General features: G+C 69.2%; 14 protein-coding genes. 8 read left to right on the top strand and 6 right to left on the bottom strand.

Features of this window, described 5'->3' with window-relative positions; translation table 11 throughout:
• Positions 1-166: 166 nt before the first annotated feature.
• Together AC06FD_RS18875 and AC06FD_RS18870 are read right to left on the bottom strand one after the other, a co-directional pair.
• The gene (locus AC06FD_RS18875; protein ID WP_478078631.1) at positions 167-3,337 is read right to left on the bottom strand and encodes an efflux RND transporter permease subunit; all 3,171 of its coding nucleotides are present in this window, start codon (positions 3,335-3,337) and stop codon (positions 167-169) included.
• A 4-nt stretch (positions 3,338-3,341) separates the two neighbouring features.
• A complete protein-coding gene (locus AC06FD_RS18870) occupies positions 3,342-4,472 on the bottom strand; it encodes an efflux RND transporter periplasmic adaptor subunit (protein WP_478078630.1) in 1,131 nt (376 codons plus the stop codon).
• 124 nt (positions 4,473-4,596) lie between these two features.
• Between AC06FD_RS18870 and AC06FD_RS18865 the strand changes: the two genes are divergently transcribed.
• The 5 genes from AC06FD_RS18865 (at position 4,597) to mgtE (ending at position 10,490) form a co-directional block, all read left to right on the top strand.
• A complete protein-coding gene (locus AC06FD_RS18865) occupies positions 4,597-5,268 on the top strand; it encodes a TetR/AcrR family transcriptional regulator (protein WP_259207591.1) in 672 nt (223 codons plus the stop codon).
• Between the two features lie 138 nt (positions 5,269-5,406).
• Positions 5,407-6,054 carry a protein-L-isoaspartate O-methyltransferase family protein gene (locus AC06FD_RS18860; protein ID WP_259207592.1) on the top strand — a complete coding sequence of 216 codons (648 nt, stop codon included), beginning with the start codon at positions 5,407-5,409 and terminating at the stop codon, positions 6,052-6,054.
• Between the two features lie 16 nt (positions 6,055-6,070).
• On the top strand, positions 6,071-7,432 hold the full coding sequence (locus AC06FD_RS18855; RefSeq protein ID WP_259207593.1) for a TolC family outer membrane protein: 1,362 nt from the start codon (positions 6,071-6,073) through the stop codon (positions 7,430-7,432).
• Positions 7,433-8,310: 878 nt separating this feature from the next.
• Entirely contained in the window at positions 8,311-8,976 is a 666-nt protein-coding gene (locus AC06FD_RS18850; RefSeq protein ID WP_478078629.1) for a hypothetical protein, read from the top strand.
• Between the two features lie 134 nt (positions 8,977-9,110).
• Entirely contained in the window at positions 9,111-10,490 is a 1,380-nt protein-coding gene (gene mgtE, locus AC06FD_RS18845; RefSeq protein WP_478078628.1) for a magnesium transporter, read from the top strand.
• A gap of 18 nt (positions 10,491-10,508) precedes the next feature.
• On the opposite strand, the gene waaA is transcribed toward mgtE, so the two are convergent.
• The gene (gene waaA, locus AC06FD_RS18840) at positions 10,509-11,807 is read right to left on the bottom strand and encodes a lipid IV(A) 3-deoxy-D-manno-octulosonic acid transferase (protein ID WP_259207596.1); all 1,299 of its coding nucleotides are present in this window, start codon (positions 11,805-11,807) and stop codon (positions 10,509-10,511) included.
• An 86-nt stretch (positions 11,808-11,893) separates the two neighbouring features.
• Between waaA and AC06FD_RS18835 the strand changes: the two genes are divergently transcribed.
• Positions 11,894-12,814: an LpxL/LpxP family Kdo(2)-lipid IV(A) lauroyl/palmitoleoyl acyltransferase gene (locus tag AC06FD_RS18835; protein ID WP_259207597.1), complete on the top strand. Its 921-nt coding sequence runs from the start codon at positions 11,894-11,896 to the stop codon at positions 12,812-12,814.
• A gap of 408 nt (positions 12,815-13,222) precedes the next feature.
• Here AC06FD_RS18835 and AC06FD_RS18830 read toward each other — a convergent pair whose 3' ends face one another.
• Genes AC06FD_RS18830 through AC06FD_RS18820 form a run of 3 tightly spaced genes read right to left on the bottom strand, consistent with a single transcriptional unit; the run spans position 13,223 to position 15,848 of the window.
• Positions 13,223-14,560 carry an O-antigen ligase family protein gene (locus AC06FD_RS18830; protein ID WP_394164081.1) on the bottom strand — a complete coding sequence of 446 codons (1,338 nt, stop codon included), beginning with the start codon at positions 14,558-14,560 and terminating at the stop codon, positions 13,223-13,225.
• Positions 14,523-15,635 carry a glycosyltransferase gene (locus tag AC06FD_RS18825; protein ID WP_478078627.1) on the bottom strand — a complete coding sequence of 371 codons (1,113 nt, stop codon included), beginning with the start codon at positions 15,633-15,635 and terminating at the stop codon, positions 14,523-14,525. The genes AC06FD_RS18830 and AC06FD_RS18825 overlap by 38 nt, the downstream gene beginning before the upstream one ends.
• 15 nt (positions 15,636-15,650) lie before the next feature.
• Complete coding sequence (locus AC06FD_RS18820) at positions 15,651-15,848, bottom strand: zinc-finger domain-containing protein (RefSeq protein WP_128097818.1); 198 nt, start codon at positions 15,846-15,848, stop codon at positions 15,651-15,653.
• A gap of 386 nt (positions 15,849-16,234) precedes the next feature.
• Between AC06FD_RS18820 and AC06FD_RS18815 the strand changes: the two genes are divergently transcribed.
• The gene (locus AC06FD_RS18815; protein WP_478078626.1) at positions 16,235-19,585 is read left to right on the top strand and encodes a GH92 family glycosyl hydrolase; all 3,351 of its coding nucleotides are present in this window, start codon (positions 16,235-16,237) and stop codon (positions 19,583-19,585) included.
• A 44-nt stretch (positions 19,586-19,629) separates the two neighbouring features.
• On the top strand, positions 19,630-20,322 hold the full coding sequence (locus tag AC06FD_RS18810) for a basic secretory protein-like protein (RefSeq protein WP_478078625.1): 693 nt from the start codon (positions 19,630-19,632) through the stop codon (positions 20,320-20,322).
• Positions 20,323-20,455 lie beyond the last annotated feature (133 nt).

Here is a 20,455-nt window from a genome sequence, read left to right as displayed (position 1 = left end):
CTACGAGATGCATCGGGTGCAGCCGACCAACGGTCGGCTCTACGGGATGCCTCGGGGCAGCCGACCAACGGTCGGCTCTACGGGACGCCTCGGTGCAGCCGACCAACCGTCGGCTCTACGGGATGCGTGGGGAGAGCCGACCAACGGTGGGCTCTCCCGCCATTGATTACCCCTCGCCGGTCTTCCCTTCATCCGGCTTCACCCGGAACCACGCCGCGTACAGCGCCGGCAGGAACACCAGGGTGAGCACGGTACCGACGATCAACCCGCCCATGATCGAGATCGCCATCGAGCCGTAGAAGGCACTGCGCGACAGCGGGATCATCGCCAGCACCGCGGCCAGCGCGGTCAGCACGATCGGGCGGAAGCGGCGCACGGTGGCGTCGATGATGGCGTGCCATCGGTCGTGCCCGGCGTCGATGTCCTGCTGGATCTGGTCGATCAGGATCACCGAGTTGCGCATGATCATGCCGGCCAGCGCGATGGTGCCCAGCAGCGCCACGAAGCCGAACGGCGCGCGGAACAGCAGCAGGAACAGCGTGGCGCCGATGATGCCCAGCGGCGCGGTGACCAGCACCATCGCCGCACGCGAGAAGCTGCGCAGCTGCAGCATCAGCAACGTGGCCACCACGATCAGGAACAGCGGCATGCCGGCCTTGATCGAGTTCTGCCCACGTGCCGAATCCTCCACGGTGCCGCCGGTTTCCAGCAGATAGCCCGAGGGCAGCTGCGCGCGGATGCCCTCCAGGGTGGGCAGGATCTGCTGCACCACGTCCAGCGGCTGCATGCCATCGCCGATATCGGCGCGCACGGTCACCGTGGGCAGGCGGTTGCGGTGCCAGATGATGCCGTCTTCGAAGGCGTATTCCAGCCGCGCCACCTGCGACAGCGTCACCGACGTACCGCTGGCGGTGGGGATGGCCAGGCTGCCGAGCATGCCCAGCTGGGCGCGCTCGTTGTCCGGGCCGCGCAGCAGCATCTCGATCTGGCGATTGCCTTCGCGGTAGGTACTCACGCTCATGCCCGCCAGCGAGCTGGTCAGGAACTGGCTGACCTGCGCACTGCTCACGCCCAGCGCACGCGCACGGTCCTGGTCGATCACCAGCCGTACCACCTTGCTCGGCTCGCTCCAGTCCAGGTTGACGTTGATGACGTGCGGGTTCTCGCGCACCTTGGCCTCGACCAGGCGCGCGATCGCCTGCACCTGCGCGATGTGCTCGCCGGACACACGCATCTGCACCGGATAGCCCACCGGCGGCCCATTCTCGAGACGGGTCACGCGCATCTGCACGTCCGGGAACTGCTTGATCACGTCCTTGATCAGCCAGTCGCGCGTGGCTTCACGCGCCTTGGCATCGGCGGTGAGCACCACGAACTGCGAGAAGTTGGTGGCCGGCAGCTGCTGGTCCAGCGGCAGGTAGAAACGCGGCGAACCGGTGCCCACGTAGGCCACGTAGTTGCTGATGCCCTCGCGACCCTGCAGCAGCTTCTCCAGCTTGCTGGCCTGGGCCTGGGTGGCGGCCAGCGACGCGCCTTCGGCCAGTTCGATGTCCACCATCAGTTCGGGCCGGGTCGAATCGGGGAAGAACTGCTGCGGCACGAAGCGGAAGATCGCCAGCGAGAAGACGAACAACGCAATCGTGGCGCCGATCACCCACCAGCGATGACGCAGGCAGGTATCCAGGAAGCCGCGGAAACGCGTGTAGAACGGTCGCTGGTAGGGGTCGTGGTCGTGCGCATGTTCCTTCGGCGCGATCCAGCGCGCGAACGCCGGATGGCGGTCGGCCCACTGCAGGCGCCTGGCACGCCAGCGCCCGGCCAGGCTGGTCGGCTTGGGCAGCTGCGGATTGAACAGGTCCGGCAGCATCTTGTCGCCCAGGTACGGAATGAACAGCACCGCGGCAATCCACGACACCACCAGCGCGATGGTCACCACCTGGAACAGCGAGCGGGTGTACTCGCCGGTGCTGGACGCGGCGGTGGCGATCGGCAGGAAGCCGGCCGCGGTGATCAGCGTACCGGTCAGCATCGGGAAGGCGGTGGATTCCCAGGCGAAACTGGCCGCGCGCAGGCGGTCGTAGCCCTGCTCCATCTTGGTGGCCATCATCTCCACCGCGATGATCGCATCGTCCACCAGCAGGCCCAGCGCCAGCACCAGTGCGCCGAGCGAAATCTTGTGCAGGCCGATGCCGAAGTAATGCATGACGAAGAAGGTCATCGCCAGCACCAGCGGAATAGTCACGCCCACCACCAGGCCGGTGCGCAGGCCCAGCGAGAAGAAGCTGACCAGCAGCACGATCACCACCGCTTCGGTCAGCACCTGCACGAACTCGCCCACCGACTCTTCCACCGCGTGCGGCTGGTCGGACACCTTGCGCAGCTGCATGCCCGCCGGCAGGGTCTTCTGCAGGCGCTCGAACTCGGCATCCAGGGTGGCACCGAGCTTGAGGATGTCGCCGCCGTCCTTCATCGCCACGGCCAGGCCGATGGCGTCTTCGCCCATGAAGCGCATCTTCGGCGAGGCCGGGTCGGCGAAGCCGCGCTTGACCTCGGCGATGTCACCCAGGTGCAGGGTGCGTTCGCCGGCCTGGATCGGGAACGCGCGGATGTCCTCGATCGAATCGAACTGGCCGGTCACGCGCAGCTGCACGCGGTCGGTGGGGGTTTCGAAGAAGCTGGTGCCGGCGACCGCGTTCTGGTCGGCCAGCGCCTGCTGCACCTGCTGCAGCGACACGCCCAGGGTGGCCAGCTTGGTGTTGGACAGTTCGATCCAGACCTTCTCGTCCTGCAGGCCGACCAGATCGATCTTGCCCACGTCCGGCACGCGCTGCAGCTCCAGCTGGATGCGGTCGGCGTAGTCGCGCATCACCGCGTAATCGAAGCCCTTGCCGGTCAACGCGTAGATGTTGCCGAAGGTGTCGCCGAACTCATCGTTGTAGAACGGCCCGACGATCTCACGCGGCAGCGTGGCGCGGATGTCGCCCACGCGCTTGCGCACCTGGTACCAGAGGTCGGGGATCTGCTTGGAGCGCAGGCTGTCGCGCGCCATGAAGATCACCTGCGATTCGCCCGGGCGCGAGTAGGAGCGGATGAACTCGTACTCGCCGGTGTTCATCAGCGCTTTTTCGATCGGCTCGGTGACCTGGCGCGAGACCTGCTCGGCGGTGGCACCGGGCCACATCGTGCGGACCACCATCGCCTTGAAGGTGAACGGCGGATCCTCGGACTGGCCCAGGTGCTTGTAGGACCACGCGCCGATGATCGCGAAGGCCAGCATCGCGAACAGCACCAGCGGGCGATTGCCCAACGCCCATTCGGAGAGATTGAAGCGGCGCACGGGCTCAGTGCCCCTTGCCGGCGGCAGCGGGGGCGGCCGCCGGTGCCAGCACCGGGCGGTTCTGGCGGTCGACCGGGGTCACCACCTGGCCCTCGCGCAGCAGGTGCCCGCCCGCGGCGACCACCCAATCGCCGGCGCCCACGCCGGACAGCACCGGCACCGTCTCGGCGCCATAGGCACCCACGGTCACCGGGGTCGCCTTGATCGCACCGTTGGCCGGGTTCACCACCCACACGCTGGCCTTGCCATCGGCGCCGCGCAGCACGGCCGCCAGCGGCAGCTGTTGGGTGCCGCTACGGCCGGCCGTGGCGAACACGCGCGCACTCTGGCCGAGCTCCACTTCGCCCTGCGCCTCCGGCGCCAGGCTCACGCGGGTGGCATAGGTGCGCGCCTGCGCGTCGGCGGCCGGGGCGATCTCGCGGATCGTGCCGGGCAGCAGCTGGCCCGGACGGTTCCACAGCTCCACCTGGACCGGCTGGCCCACCTGGTAGTCGCGGATGCTGCTTTCCGGCAGCGCGATCAGCACCTCGCGGCCGCCATCGGCAGCCAGGGTGAACACGGTCTGCCCGGCACTGACCACCTGCCCGGCTTCGGCCTGGCGGCTGGCGATCACGCCATCGGCCGGCGCGCGCAGCTGCGCATACTCGGCCTGGTTGCGGGCCACGGCCAGGTTGGCGCGGGCGGCGTTGGCCTGGCCCTGCGCGGCCTTGAACGCGGCGGTCTGCTGGTCCAGCGCGGAGCGGCTCACCAGCTGGTCCTCGGCCAGCGTGGCGTAGCGCTTCTGGTCGTCGCGGGCGCGCACCAGGTCCGCTTCGGCCGCGGCCAGCTGGGCCTGCGAGGCAGCGGCCTGCGAGGCGTAGTCGGCCGCGTCCAGTTCGGCCAGCAGCTGGCCGCGGGTCACGCGCTGGCCGGCATCGACATGGCGCTTGACCAGGTTGCCACCGACCCGGAACGACAGCGGGCTTTCCTGGCGGGCGTGGATCTCACCGGGATAGGCGGCCGCTTCCTGGCCGGCCACGGTGCCCGGATGCACCACCAGCACCGGGATCGCCGCCGCCGGTTCGGCATCCTGCCTGCCACACGCCGCCAACATCACCAGCAGCGCAGCGCCGCCCACCCATCGCATGTTTTTCATGAGGTACAGGACCTGAAAGGAAATCCGGAAGAACGCGCTGGCAACACATACTGTTGCAGCACGGCCAATAGTGAACCAGCCGGTATAGTATAAATATCGAACCGATTGGTCTAGTATTGTTTGGATGACTGATCCGACCTCTCCCGTCGCCCCCGCCAAGCCGCCTGCCAAGGCGTCCGGGCCCGGCCGGCCCAAGGACTTGGGCAAGCGCGCCGCGATCCTGGACGCGGCCAAGTCACTGTTCGTCGAGCAGGGCTACAACGGCGTCAGCATGGACAGCATCGCCGCACAGGCGGGCGTCTCCAAGCTGACGGTTTACAGTCATTTCGGCGACAAAGAGACCCTTTTCACCGAAGCTGTCAAATCCACCTGCGTCGCCATGCTGCCCGACGCGCTGTTCGTGCCCGACGCCGAAGGCCCGTTGCGCGACCAGTTGATGGGCATCGGCCATGCCTTCTTCAGCATGATCACCTCGGCCGAAGCGGTGGCCGTGCAGCGGGTGATGATGGCCCCGGAAACCGACGACCGGCTGCGCGAGATGTTCTGGGTGGCCGGCCCGCAACGCACCACGGACGCCCTGGCCGACTTCCTGCAGGCCCGCGTGGCCCGTGGCGAGCTTGAGATCGAGGACTGCCAGACGGCGGCGCTGCAACTGATGACGCTGCTCAAAGGCGAGCTGCATACGCATATGATGTGCGGGCTGCGACCGACCCCGGCCGAGTGCGATGCCAACGCCCAGGTGGGCGCCAGCGTCGACTTCTTCCTGAGGGCGTACGCGCCACGCCCACCGGCGTGACATCAACATGAATGGACCGGAGGTCGCGGTGACTTCCGGCACTGCGACCCCGGCGCGACGGCAGCGATGCTCTCAGCGCGCCGCCGGCTCCCGGCACCGGTAAAATGGCCGGCCCACTGCGCTGGAACTAGAAACCTCATGACGATCGATTACTCCCACGCCCGCGAACTGATGGTCGAACAACAGATCCGTCCCTGGGACGTGCTGGAGATCCGCGTGCTCGACGTACTGGCACGCCTGCCGCGCGAAGCGTTCGTCGCTGAATCGCACAAGGCCCTCGCTTACGCCGACATCGAACTGCCGCTAGGCTTCGCGCAGAAGATGATGAAGCCGGTCATCGAAGGCCGGACCCTGCAGGCGCTCGACCTGCAGCCGGGGGATGAAGTGCTGGAGATCGGTACCGGCAGCGGCTTCCTGAGCGCCTGCATGGGCGAGCTGGCCCGCGAAGTGCTGAGCCTGGAAATCCAGCCGGAACTGGCTGCCAGCGCGCGCGCGCGCCTGGATGCCGCCGGCCTGGGCAACAACGTGCGGATCGAAACCGCCGACGCCTTGAGCTGGGACACCGACCGTCGCTTCGACGCGATCTGCGTGACCGCCGCGGTGGACACCATCCCGTCACGTTTCACCCAGTGGCTGCGTCCGGGTGGCCGCCTGTTCGTGATCCGCGGCCGTTCGCCGGTCATGGAAGCGGTGCTGGTCAAGGCCGATGGCAGCACCGAGTCGCTGTTCGAAACCGATATCGATTACCTGCGCGGTGCCGCTCCGGCGCCCCAGTTCCAACTCTGAGTCCAAGGAAGCCGCAATGATCCGCCGATCCCTCGCTATTGCGCTGGCCGCCGCCCTGCTGCCGATGACCGCCTCCGCCGCCGACCTGCTGCAGGTCTACGAAATGGCGCGCAATGGCGATCCGCAGCTGTCCGCCGCCGAATCGACCCGCCTGTACGACAAGGAAGGCGCCGTGCAGGCGCGTGCCGCGCTGCTGCCGCAGCTCAACGGCGAGGCCTCGCTCAACCGCACCCGCACCAACCCGAACCACGACCTGACGTCCAGCTCGTTCACCACCAAGAGCCGCAACTACACGGTCAACGGCAGCCAGACGCTGTTCAACTTCACCCAGTTCGCCAACCTGCGTTCGCAGCGCGACCTGAGCAAGGCGGCCGACTTCACCCTGGATTCGGCCAACGACGACCTGATCGTGCGCACCTCGGCGGCGTACTTCAATGTGCTGGTGGCGATCGAATCGCTGACCGCCGCGCAGACCAACGAAGCGGCGGCCAAGAAGCAGTTCGACTTCGCCGACAAGCGCCTGGAAGTGGGCCTGGCGCCGATCACCGACGTGCATGAAGCGCGCGCCCAGTACGACCAGGCCCGCGCCAACACAATCGTCGCGCAGAACACCCTCGCCGACAGCTACCAGGCCCTGACCGAGTTGACCGGCCAGCCGGTCGCCGACCTGCGTGCCCTGCCGGCCGACTTCCGCCCGGAGCTGCCGGCCAAGTACGCGCAGATCGACCAGCTGGTGGGCGAAGCAGTGGCGCAGAACCCGGCGCTGAAAGCGCAGCAGCTGAAGGTCACCGCAGCCGAGTCCGGCGTCGCCGCCGCCCGTGGCGGTCACTACCCGACCCTGTCGCTGGGCGCCACGGCCGGCAAGTCGGCCAGCTGGGGCGACGTGGTCGGCAGCGGCGACAGCTTCAGCCCGGACCGTCGCAGCAACAGCGTCGGCCTCACCCTGAGCGTGCCGATCTTCTCTGGCGGCGCCACCCAGTCCGGCGTGCGCCAGGCACTGGCCCAGCGTGACATCGCCCAGGACGGCTACGAGCAGCAGAAGCGTGCCCTGGACCGCAACACCCGCAATGCCTACCAGACCCTGGTCGCCGGCATCAGCGAAGTGGAAGCGCGCCGCCTGGCCGTGGTTTCGGCGCAGAGCGCCTACGACGCCTCGCAGGTCGGCCTGGAAGTGGGTACGCGCACCGTGCTGGACGTGATCCAGAACCAGCGCATCCTGTTCTCGGCGCAGCTGGACTACGCCAACGCGCGCTACACCTTCCTGCAGAACCGCCTGCAGCTGGGCCAGGCCGTCGGCACGCTGGACATCGCCGAACTGCAGGACATCAACCGCCTGCTGACCCAGGCCGCAGCAACGCCGAGCACCCAGGTGAACTGAGTCCGGCCCCTGCCGCACACGAAAAAGCCACCCGCAGGCGGGTGGCTTTTTCTTTTCTGGCACACCCCTCGTAGAGCCACCCCATGGGTGGCTGCACGCAGCGCCAGCATCACCCCGCAGCCACGCACGGCACGACGCAACGTCGTCGCCCAATCCGACCGCAGGCGTCATCGCACACCCTCGTAGAGCCACCCCATGGGTGGCTGCACGCAGCCCCGGCATCGCCACGCCGCCACGCATGGCACGACGCAACGTCGTCGCCTGATCCAACCGCAGGTGTCATCGCACACCCTCGTAGAGCCACCCCATGGGTGGCTGCACGCAGCGCCAGCATCACCCCGCAGCCACGCACGGCACGACGCAACGTCGTCGCCCAATCCGACCGCAGGTGTCATCGCCCCCCCTCGTAGAGCCACCCCATGGGTGGCTGCACGCGGCCCCGGCATCGCGACGCAGCTCCCCATGACCCGCCGCCACAAGCGCCGTGCCGGCCACTCACGACATTTCCTCCATTCGCCGACAGCAGGGCATGCCGCCCCCAGAACACCGATCCGCACCGTCTTCGGGCGAGCATCGGCATAGGCCATGAATACCTTGGTATAGACCGCCGAAAAGCGCTTGACCGCCCCGGCCACACGCTCTAACTTCCGCCCCGCACTCCCCTTCCCGCCCCCAGAGACCCCTCCTTGGACAGTCACAGTCGATCGTGTCGCGGCACCTGAGCCGACGGACCCACTGACCCCAAGGTCGGTTCCGTCCGCACACAGGACGGGGCCTTCCGGCGCAGCCCACGCGCCTGCCTCGCATCACCCGTACCGCTTTCCCGACAGACCCCGACGAGGGTGCCGCTGGCGTTTCCGATCGCCTGGAGATGGCCCATGCACGACTACCGAGCACTGCCGCTGCTGCTGAGCGCACCGATGCTTCCCTTCACCACCCACGCCGCCGCCAGCCTGCTGGTCGACGATGCGGGCATCACCGACGCCCAACAGTGCCAACTGGAAAGCTGGGTGCGCCACACCGATGCCGGCCAGGAATGGACCGCCGTACCGGCCTGCACCCTGGCCGACACCGAATGGTCGCTGGGCCTGACGCGCACGCCCGGCGAGGCCGCTCGCCACTGGGCACTGGGTGCCAAGCACGTCTTGGTCGCGCGTGCACCACGGCAGTGGGGACTGGCCCTCAGCGCCGGCATCGGTGGCAATACGTACCGCCCGCGTGCCGATGACTGGGCCCTCAACCTGCCGCTGACGATCGCACCGGGCGCGCAGGAGCGCGTGCAACTGCACCTCAACCTGGGCTGGGCGAAGCAAGGCGCCGTGCACGGTCGCACCGATGGGATCGGCGTGGAGATCGGCATGACGCGCCGCTGGTCGCTGCTGGCCGAGACCGCACAGGATGCCGCCCGCGAGCGCGGCAGCCAGCTCGGCCTGCGCCGCGTGCTGTGGCCCGGTGCCAGCGTGGACCTGCTCGCCGGCCACCTGCACCGGCAACGCGATAGCCGCTGGATCACGCTCGGTTTCAACCTTGCCGCGCCGCCGTAAGGGGTCGCACCGACGTCCTCGTCCCGCAGCTTCGCCACCACGTTTTCCGCCTGCATCGCGTCGCCGCTCGCGCACGGTGAACGCGCACGCCCCGCGCGGGCCATCCAACACCCTTGTTGCACCTGGAGCCCCCCATGAACCGCAACGACCTCCTGTCCTCCATCCGTACCCTGTCCCTTTCCCACGATGCCGCCGCATTCGCCCGCATCGCCGCCGGCACCCATGCCTCGGACCTGGTCGACGCCCTCGACGCACTCGATACCGATACCTGCCTGGACGTGTTGATGCTGCTGCCCCCACCCGTTCGCGCGGACCTGTTCGCGCACTTCCCGTCCGCCCGGCAGGACCATCTGTTGGCGGCGATGCTGCCCGCGGCGAAAGTGCAGGTGTTCGAGCACATGCCGTCCGACGACCGTGCCGACCTGTACAACCGTCTCGGCGAACGTGCCCGGCGGTCGCTGCTGCCGGCGCTGGCCAAGATGGAGCGCGATGACATCCTGGCGATGGCGGCGTATCCGGAAGGCACCGCGGGCGCGGTGGCCACGTCCGATTACGCATGGGTGCGGCCGGAGATGCAGGTAGCCGACGCGATGGCGCACCTGCGCGCCACCGCGCTGGACAAGGAAACGGTCAACATCGTCTTCGTGCTGGACCCTGACAATGCACTGCGCGGCACGGTGTCACTGCGCGACCTGGTGCTGGCCGATGCAGCCACCCCGGTCCGGGCGATCATGCATGCCGATCCGGTCCGCGCCGAAGCAGGACTGCCGGATCTGCAGGCGGCCGAGCTGATCCGCCGCTACGACCTGCTCGCGCTGCCGGTGACCCACGCATCCGGGCGCATGCTCGGCATCGTCACCGTCGATGACGCGATGGACATCGAGAAAGCACAGGACGCCACGCAGCTGGCCCGTTTCGGTGGCACGGTGAGTGCCCACGGCAACGACCTGGACGTGCGCACCACCCCGTTGAAGCAGATGTTCCGCGTGCGCGTGTTCTGGCTGGCGATCCTCACCGGTTTCGGCATCCTCACCAGCACCTTCGTCGCCGCGCAGGAAGAACTGCTGTCGCAGGTGATCGTGCTGGCCGCCTTCATCGCACCGATCGTGGACATGGGCGGCAACACCGGCAGCCAGTCGGCCACGCTGGTGATCCGCAGCATGGCGCTGGGCGAGGTGAAGCCGGGCTGGCGCGACGTGTGGTTCGTGATCCGGCGCGAACTGCCGGTCGCCGCGGCGCTGGGCATCAGCATCGCCGTGCTCGAAGCGATCCTGGCCTGGTTCAGCAAGGGCGTGGGCATGGACGTGCTGCTGGTGGTCGGCTCGAGCATGCTGGTGTGCACCGCCCTCGGCGGCGTCATCGGCGCGCTGCTGCCGTTCGCCGCGCGCCGCATCGGCGCCGACCCGGCCACGCTGTCCTCGCCGATGATCACCTCGGTGATGGACCTGCTCGGGGTGTTCATCTACTTCGGCTTCGCCTACCTGTTCCTTGGCGACCTGCTGCTGGCGGCGTAAGGGGCCGCCGCCGGCCGTTCACTCCACCGGGGGCGGCAGGTGCGGGGCGATCAGCGCGACGGTGCGCTCCAGCGCGCCGCGTCCGTTGCTGACCAGCATGCATCCGGCGCGGGCCATGTCTTCGCGCGCCTGCGGGTCACGCAGCAGGGTCAGCAGGGCATCGCCGACCCCCTGCGCGTCCTCGGCGATCACCACCGCACCCGCTTCGCGCATGCGCCGGGAGATCTCGGCGAAGTTGTGCAGGTGCGGGCCGGTCACGGCGGCCGTCCCCATCGCGGCCGGCTCCAGCAGATTGTGCCCGCCGATCGGCTGCAGGCTGCCACCGACGAACGCGACCTGCGCGCAGCCGTAGAAGGACATCAGCTCGCCCAACGTATCGATCACGAACACGTCGGTGTCGGCCTGCGGCCACTGCTGCTGGCGACGCGTGGCGACCTTCCAGCCCTGTTCGCGGGCCAGCGCTTCCACCCGCGGGAAACGCTCGGGGTGGCGCGGCGCCCACAGCAGCAACAGGCCGGGCAGCGCCTCGCGCAACCGACGGTGCAGGTCGAGGGTGGCCTGCTCTTCGCCTTCGTGGGTGCTGGCGGCGATCCAGACCGGGCGATCCGAGGGCACCAGGGCATGGAACTGGGCCACGAAGGACTGCACGTTGGGCGCGGCGATGTCGAACTTGAGGTTGCCCAGCGCCTGCACCTGCTCGGGCAGCGCGCCGAGGTGGATAAAGCGCTCGGCATCATCCTGCGACTGCGCGGCCACGCAGGTGACCGTGCGCAGCGCGCGCCCGATCAGGGCGCTCAGCAGCCGGTAGCCGCGCAGCGAGCGCGCCGAAAGGCGGGCGTTGAGGATGTAGACGGGGATGTTGCGGTCACGGCAGCCAAACAGCAGGTTGGGCCACAGCTCGGTCTCCAGGATCAGCGCCAGGCTCGGCTTGAAGTGGCCGAGGAAGCGGCCCACGCTGCCGGGCACGTCATACGGCAGGTAGACGTGGTCCAGCGCATCGCCCCACAGCGCGCGTACGCGCTCCGAACCGGTCGGGGTGATCGTGGTGATGACCCAGCGGATGTCCGGGCGCAGCGTGCGCAGCGCATTCACCAACGGCGCCGCCGCGTTGACCTCGCCCACCGACACCGCGTGCAGCCATACCCGCGGCTGGCCACTGGAATGCGGATAGGAGGCGTAGCGCTCGTCCCAGCGCCGGAAGTACTCGCGCACCCGGAACCCGCGCCAGACCAGGTGATACACGGTGATCGGCAGCAACAGGTACAGCACGGCCGAGTACAGGCCGCGCAGGATCCATTCGACAGGGCTTTTGCGCATGCGCAGAGGATACGGGAGCGGCGCGGGGAAGGCATCCCGCACTGCCGTGATGGGCCTGCCGGGATGCATCCATTAGAATCCGATCCATGTCAGATAACGCTTCCACCGCCACCCGCCCGTCCCTGCGCAACCCGCGCAACTGGCCGATGTTCGCCGTCATGTTCGCCGCCTTCGGCATCGCCCGCCTGCCCTGGCTGCTGCAGCGCGCACTGGGCCGCGGCGTGGGCACCGTGGCCTACCGACTGGCCGGCAGCCGCCGGCGCGCGGCCGAGGTCAACCTGCGACTGTGTTTCCCGGAAAAGGACGAGGCCTGGCGCCAGCGCCTGCTGCGCGACAGCTTCGACGCGCTGGGCGTGGGCATCTTCGAGTTCGCCCGCGCCTGGTGGGGCAGCATCGACAGCATCCGCCCCCACGTGCAAGTCGAAGGCCTGGAACACCTGCAGCGCATGCAGGCCGAGGGCCGCGGCGTGCTGCTGGTATCGGGCCACTTCATGACCCTGGAGATGTGCGGGCGTCTGCTGTGCGACCACGTGGACCTGTCCGGCATGTACCGCAAGCACCGCAACCCGGTGTACGAGTGGGCGGTGAAGTTCGGCCGGCTGCGCTATGCCAAGGCGATGTACGCCAACGAGGACATCCGCGCCACCGTGCGCCACCTCAAGAAGGGCGGTTTCCTGTGGTACGCGCCGGACCAGGACATGCGCGGCAAGGACACCGTGTTCGTGCCGTTCTTCGGCCACACCGCCGCCACCATCACCGCCACCCACCAGCTGGCGCGGATGACCGGCTGCGCGGTAGTGCCGTATTTCCACCGTCGCGAAGGCGGGAAGTACTTCCTGAAGATCGGTGCGCCGCTGGAGAACTTCCCCAGCGAGAACGTGGAAGCCGATACCGCCCGCGTCAACCAGGCCATCGAAGCCATGGTGCGCGAGGCCCCGGACCAGTACCTGTGGATCCACCGCCGCTTCAAGCGCCAGCCGGGCGGCCGCAGCGATTATTACCGCTAGCCGTAGCGCCACCCCATGGGTGGCTGCCCCGTAACACCCGACACACCCCGCAACAACCCACCGCGTGGCGCAACGTGCGCATGCCAGCACCCCGTAGAGCCACCCCATGGGTGGCTGCCCCGTAACACCCGACACCCTGCAACAACCCACCGCGTGGCGCAACGTGCGCATGCCAGCGCCGCGTAGAGCCACCCCATGGGTGGCTACCCCGCAACAACCCACCGCGTGGCGCTACGTGCGCATGCCAGCGCCCCGTAGAGCCACCCCATGGGTGGCTGCCCCGTAACACCCGACACCCCGCAACAACCCACGGCGTGGCGCTACGTGCGCATGCCAGCGCCGCGTAGAGCCACCCCATGGGTGGCTCCCCGCGATGCCGGCTACCCCGCGCCCACGCACCGCGTGGCGCTACGCGTCGTCCCTGGCCAGCAGACTGCCGGCATACAACGCGGCCAGCAGCAGGGTCAGGCCGCCCCAGAAGGTGGAATAGAACGCCAGGTGGGTGTTGAGCGGGAACACCGTGACCGCCAACGCCAGCATCGCCGGGCGCGCACGCTCGCGCGCCGGCAGCGGGGCGAAGCGCCACGCCCGCCAGGCCTGGGCGACGGCGGCCAGCCACAACAACAGACCGAGCACGCCGGTCTCGGCAAGGATTTCCAGCACGATCTGATGCGCATGCAGGGCCGGGCCTTCGCCCCACACCTCCGTCCGCGGGGCCGGGTTGCAACCGGGATAGGCATCGCGGAAACCCCGCGCGCCCACGCCGTTGATCGGATGCCCGGCGATCATGCAGCCGGCCGCCTCCCATATCTGCGCGCGCCCGGACAAGGCCTGGTTGACGCCGTCGCCCTCGCCTTCCCAGGCCATCGCGGTGCGCGCCACGCGCTCGCGGACCTGCGCCGAGCCCAGCCCGACCGCGACCGCAGCCACCAGGCCGATCGCCACGCAGGCCACCAGGGCGCGCGCGCCCAACAGGCGCCAGCCGGAGAACACCACCACCAACGCATAGGTCAGCCACGCCGCCCGCGAGCCGGCCAACACCAGCACCACGCCCACGGCGGCGGCCGCCAGCGCCCAGCCCCACACACCGCCACGCCGCGCCGCAGCGAACAGCAGGAACGGTGAGAGACTGGCCAGCACCTGGCCGAACTTGAGATTGCACGGACCAAGCACGCCGCTGAGCCGGTCGGCGGCGGCCACTTCCTGCGCACTGCACAGGCCATGCCCGCTGACCACCCACTTGAGTTGGTCCATCGACCAGAACAAGGGGCTGCTGCCGAACACTGCCTGCGCCAACGCATCCAGCGTCCACACCGCCGCGATCAACGCGATGCCCCCCAGGGTCAGCCGGCGTCGCTGCGGGGTGGCGACCGCGATGGCTACCAGCCACATGAAGGGCAGGTAGCGCAGGCCGGCGGCGGTCTTGCGCCAGGCCGTGCCAGGGTCGATGGCATCGAATGCGGAAAACGCCTGCGGCAGCCAATAGCCCAGGAACAGAATACTGGTCAGCGCCCACGCCGGTGCGCTGAGCAGGCGCTGCTTGCCCTGCATGCGCAACTGCACCATGCGCACGGCCGCGTACAGCGCACCGAGCACCAGGACGCTCTCGGCGATGCCCGGCAACGGCCACAACGCCACGAAGGCGAGCACCCACCACGGCGCCCAGCGGCCGGCACGCGAGGCCGGAGAGCCGGGCGCCAGGGCCGGTTCAACCGGCGAGAGAGGTGTAGAGCTGGAGCGTGTCACGCTGCATCGCCTGCAAGGTGAAGGGGATCCGCGGCGGCAGGCTGGGCGGGTGCTGCAGCAGGTGCTGCGCACGCGCCAGCAATGCCACATCGTCGTGCAAGGCTACCGCACCGGACGGCTGCAGTTGGGCCAGCAGCTCACCCACGCCGCCGTGGTCCCAGCCCAGTACCGGGCGGCCCACTGACAGCGCTTCAAGCACGGTGCGGCCGAAGGCTTCGGCCTTGTCCGACAGCTGCAGCACCAGCTCGCTGGCCGCATAGGCCTGGGCGATGCGCGAGGTGGGCGCGGTCATCAGCACGGCATCGGCCACGCCGAGCGCCCGCGCCTGCGCCTCCAGCTCGGCCACATAGGTCTCGCGCCCGGGCTCGCGGGTGCCGGGCATCCACAGCCTGGCCGGCATGCCCGCCGCGTGCAGGCCGGCGAGCAGTTGCAGCGCATGCCGATGGCCCTTCAACCGGGTGCCGCGCCCGGGCAGCAGCAACAGCGGCGCATCGGTGCCCAGCAGCGGGTGCTGCGCGGCCACAGCCAGGCGCGCACGACGGTCGTTGCGCGCCACCCGCGGGAACTGCGCCACGTCCACGCCACGCGGGATCACCTGCAGGCGCTCGGCCGGCACGCCCGGATAGTGGCGCTGGACGAAGTCGCGCACGCTGTTGGACACGCAGATGACGCGCTCGCCGCTGGTCATCACCGCGCTGTAGCGGCCCGGCGAGTTCAGCCCGTGCACGGTGGTGACCCAATGCGGGCGCTGCGTCGGCGGCAGGTTGCGCACCGCGTACAGGCCCAGCCAGGCCGGCAGCCGCGAACGCGCGTGCACGATGTCCGCGCCGACCTCGGCAAACAGGTTGCGCAGGCTGCGCACATGGCGAAGGGTCAGCAGTGACTTGCGGCCGATGTCCAGCGTAAGGTGCTCGGCGCCGCTGGCCAGCAACGGCTCGACCAGGCGCCCACCGGCGGACACGACAATGGCCCGGTGGCCGGCGGCAACCAGGGCGGAGGCGATTTCAAGGGTGGAGCGTTCGACCCCGCCGGAGTGCAGCGCCGGCAGCAGCTGCACCACGGTCAGTCGGCGCACGGAGACGACCGTGGCTCAGTCGGCCAGCACGAACACGGCGCCGCAGTACGGGCACTTGGCCTCGCCGTTGGGCTCGTCTTCGATCGGCAGGTACACGCGCGGGTGCGAGTTCCACAGCGCCATTTCCGGAGTCGGGCAGCTCAGCGGCAGGTCGGCGCGATGCACGGTGTAGCGCTTCTCGGCGTTGGCGGGCGCAGTGGCGGTATGGCTCATGGCGTGGACACACAAAGGAATTGCGAAGGGAATGATTCTAGCATCCGGCGCCGGTGCATCACCGCTGGCAATGGAGGCGGCCTGCCAACGCTGGCGCGGGTCCCGCACCACAGCACCGTTCTTTTTAAATCGATCCAAAGGTGCTGTCAACCGGGCCGGGATCCGACGGATTTTCCGGGTTTGGATCGAACTAAATGGCACTTGCCAGCGTCACCATGCCTGTTGCAGCATCGGTGCGGTTCGATTCCTGTCCCGATCGCATGGCCCGTCCCCCGCCGGACCTGCATCGCCCTCCTGTCCGCCGCCTGGCGGCCGGGGTGATGCTGTCTGCCGTGGTCGCCGATGCGGGCTCTGCCTGCCGCCTGCCCTTTCCGGGAGTTTCCTGCATGTCCCTGACCGCTCCGCGCCCCGCCCGCCCCGCCCTGCTGCCGCTCGCCCTCGCCGTGGCCTGCGCCTCGCTCGCCCTGCCCGCGTTCGGCCAGGGCCTGCAGACCTCCTTCGAGCCAGGCGAGCCGGCCCCCGCCGTCGGCGAGCAGTCGCTGCAGGTGGCGATCGGCAACGGCCCACGCGCGCCGTATGCGGCCAAGGCCGGGGTCGGCTACAGCGGCATGCGCGCGCTGCACTACGCCAGTCCGGGCGGCACCCTGCAGCGCCGCCTGTTCGACACCGACGTGGCGATCGAGGCCGACACCACGCTGAGCTGGCTGGTCCTGCCGGAGATCGTCGGCAACGACACGGTTGCCTCCACGTATGTCTCGCTGGACCTGGTACTGGACGACGGCAGCCGGGTCTCGGCCAGCGCCGCGCGCGACCAGCATGGGGTCGCGCTGGGCGCGGCCGCGCAGGGCGAATCGAAGACGCTGTACCCGCAGCAGTGGGCGCGCAAAGCGGTACGCCTGGGCGAGGTCGCGGCGCTGCGCGGGCGCCGCGTGGTGGGCGTCGACCTGCAGGTGGCCAGCGCCGCCGGTGCGCCGGTCGCGGGCTGGATCGACGATGTCCGCCTCGATGCACAGCCGCGCAGTGCGCCGCAGCGCCCCTCGGACTGGGTGCTGACCACGCGCGGCAGCCAGGCCAACGGCACCTTCTCGCGCGGCAACAATTTCCCGGCCACGGCGGTCCCGCACGGGTTCAACTTCTGGACGCCGGTCACCGACGCCGGCGCGCTCAACTGGCTGTATCGCTGGAACGAACAGAACGATGCGCGCAACCGGCCGCAGCTGCAGGCGCTGGCGCTCAGCCACCAGCCCAGCCCGTGGATGGGCGATCGCCAGACGTTCCAAGTGATGCCCTCCAGCAGTCGCGGCGTGCCCGAGGCCGACCGCGCCAAGCGCGCACTGTCCTTCTCGCACGACAACGAAGTGGCCCGGCCCTACCGCTATGACGTGCGCTTCGACAACGGCATCGCCGCGGCGATCGCGCCGACCGACCACGCCGCGCTGTTCCACTTCACCTTCCCGGACAAGGGCGACGCCAACCTGCTGTTCGACAACGTCGATGCGCGTGGCGGGCTCACCTTGGATGCGGCCACGCAGACCCTGTCCGGCTATACCGATACGCGCAGCGGCCTGTCCAATGGCGCCACGCGCATGTACGTGGTGGCCAGCTTCGACAGGCCCTGGCGCAGCAGCGGCACCATCGACACCGGTCGCCCGACCGGCTACATCAAGTTCGATGCCGGCAGCGATCGCCAGGTCAGCATGCGCATCGCCACCTCGCTGATCTCCCTCGATCAGGCGCGCCACAACCTGGCGCTGGAACTGGCCAGCGATGACACCCTGGCGCGCGTGGCCGCGCGTGCCCAGGACGCCTGGGATGCGCGCCTGGCGCCGTTCGACATCGGCGATGCCAGCGACGACCAGAAGACCACGCTGTATTCCAGCTTGTACCGGCTGTACCTGTACCCCAACGCCGGGCATGAAAACGCCGGCACCGCCGCTGCGCCGGACTGGCGCTATGCCAGCCAGGCCAGCGCGGCGGACGACAACACCGATGGCAGCGCCACCCGCAGCTTCGCGCCGATCCGTGATGGCAAGGTCTACGTCAACAACGGCTTCTGGGACACCTTCCGCACCACCTGGCCGGCCTATGCGCTGTTCACCAAGGACGACGCCGGCGCGCTGGTGCAGGGTTTCCTGGAGCAGTACCGCGCCGGTGGCTGGGTCGCGCGCTGGTCCTCGCCGGGCTATGCCGACCTGATGGTGGGCACCAGCTCGGATGTAGCCTTCGCCGATGCGTGGCTGAAGGGCATCGGCGGCTTCGACCCGGAAGAGGCGTATGCAGCCGCGCTGAAAAACGCGACCGTGGTGCCGCCGGACCGGCATGTCGGGCGCAAGGGGATGGATCGCTCCACCTTCCGCGGCTACGCCAGCGCGGATGTGCACGAGGGCATGTCGTGGACGATGGAAGGGGCGCTCAACGACTTCGGCATCGCCAACATGGCGCAGGCGCTGGCCAAGCGCGCGACCAGCGCCGCGGCGCGCGAGCGCTACACCACCGAGGCCGACTACTTCAGCCACCGCGCCGGTACTTACGCCACGCTGTTCGATCCGGCGGCCGGTTTCTTCCAGGGCCGCACCGCCGACGGCCAGTGGCGCCTGGCGGCCAAGGACTACGATCCGCGCGTGTGGGGCCATGACTACACCGAGTCCAACGGCTGGACCTTCGCCTTCACTGCCGCGCACGACGGCGAAGGCCTGGCCGGGCTGTACGGCGGTCGCGCGCAGTTGGCCGCCAAGCTGGACGAATTCTTCGCCACCCCGGAAACCGCCGACCCGGCGTTTGCCGGCTCCTACGGCGGCACCATCCACGAGATGACCGAAGCGCGCGACGTGCGCATGGGCATGTATGCGCACAGCAACCAGCCGGCGCACCACATCCCCTGGATGTACCTGTACGCCGGGCAGCCGTGGAAGACCCAGCAGCACGTGCGCGAGATCCTGGCGCGGCTGTACGTGGGCAGCGAGATCGGCCAGGGTTACCCCGGCGATGAGGACAACGGCGAAACCTCGGCCTGGTACGTACTGGCCTCGCTGGGCCTGTACCCGTTGCGCATGGGCTCGCCGGAATACGCGATCGGCTCGCCGGCGTTCCGCCACGCCCGGGTGGCACTGCAGGGCGGCGCGGTGCTGACGGTCAACGCGGCCAACAACTCGCGCGAGAACGTCTACGTGCAGTCGCTGAAGATCAACGGCAAACCGTGGACCAAAACCTGGGTGCCCCACGAGGTGATCGCCAAGGGCGCCACCCTGGACTTCGTGATGGGGCCCAAGCCCTCCACCTGGGGTAGCGGCCCGGACGATGCCCCTCGCTCGCTCACCGCGCGCGGCCAGCGCCCCGCCCTGCTGCATGACCTGCTCGGCAGCGGTGCGCGTGCTCAGGGTGCCGATGGGCGGTCGCTGCAGGCGCTGGTCGATGACGATGCCGGCACCGTGGTGCCGCTGGGTGCCAGCGCGGTGTCGTTCACCGGCGTCAGCGAGGGCGTGCCATCGATGTACACGCTGACCAATGGCAACGCCCCGATCCGGGGCGGCGAGTGGACGCTGGAAGCACGCCGCAGTGGTGGACGCTGGATCACGCTGGACCAGCGCCGTGGCGAGGACTTCGCCTGGGCACAGCAGACCCGTCCGTTCGGCATCGCCACCCCGGGCCGGTACGCCGAGTACCGGTTGCGCATCGCCGGGCCTGGGCGGCTGCAGCTGGCCGAGGTGGAATTGCTGGCACCGGTCGGGGAGCGTTGAGCATGGTCGCGATGGCGTTCTGCAGGCGGGTAGCGGATGCGGTCATGGGGAGCCGGCCAGCGGCCGGCACTACCACGGTGCTGATGCTGGCGTTGCTGGCGTTCGATGCAACGGCGTTCGAGGGCAACCAGCAACGCGAGGGGGTGACGTTGACCTACCGCGACCCGGCTGATGCGCTGGATGCGACGATGCGCGCGCGGATCATCGAGACGTTCTTCACGGCGTATCTGCGTGAACGTGCCGATTTCCATCCGGGCGCACCGGCGCAGGCGCACATCGTGATCGACCCGGCGTACGACGGCGTCGCCTTTGTCGGCGAAGGCGACGGGGCCGCCACGATCACCATCAACCCGGGCTGGTTGGCCAAACATCCCGACGACGTGGACCTGGTCACCCACGAAGCGATGCACATCGTGCAGGGCTACCCCGAATACGCCAACGAGCGCGTGCCCGGCTGGCTGGTGGAAGGCATCGCCGACTACGCGCGCGACCGCTATGGGCGGGAAAATGCCGCGGCGGGCTGGGCACTGCCGACGGTAGTGAAGCCGGGGCAGCATTTCGATACCGGCTACCGGGTGACCGGGGCGTTCCTGAAGTGGAGCGAGGCGCGCAACCCGGGGCTGGTGAAGGCGCTGGACGCGGCGTTGCGCGAGGGTCGGTATACGCCGGCACTGTGGGACCAGCGCACCGGGCTGGCGTTGCCGGCGCTGTGGGCGGCGTACGTGCAGTCACGTTGACGCGGCGGGCGCCCACCAGGAATGGGCGGGCGCGCGGCGATCAAGGGTATGGCGGAGCCGACCACGGCCGGTATGGCCGGCACGACCGGGATCGCGGACGCTCGGTCAGCGCGCGCCGACCAGGCCGGCGTAC

It is taken from the genome of Stenotrophomonas sp. Steno-Z1 (genome assembly GCF_056393175.1).
The sequence above is the reverse complement of the archived record's forward strand: the minus strand, read 5'-3'. Positions and strand labels throughout refer to the sequence as shown.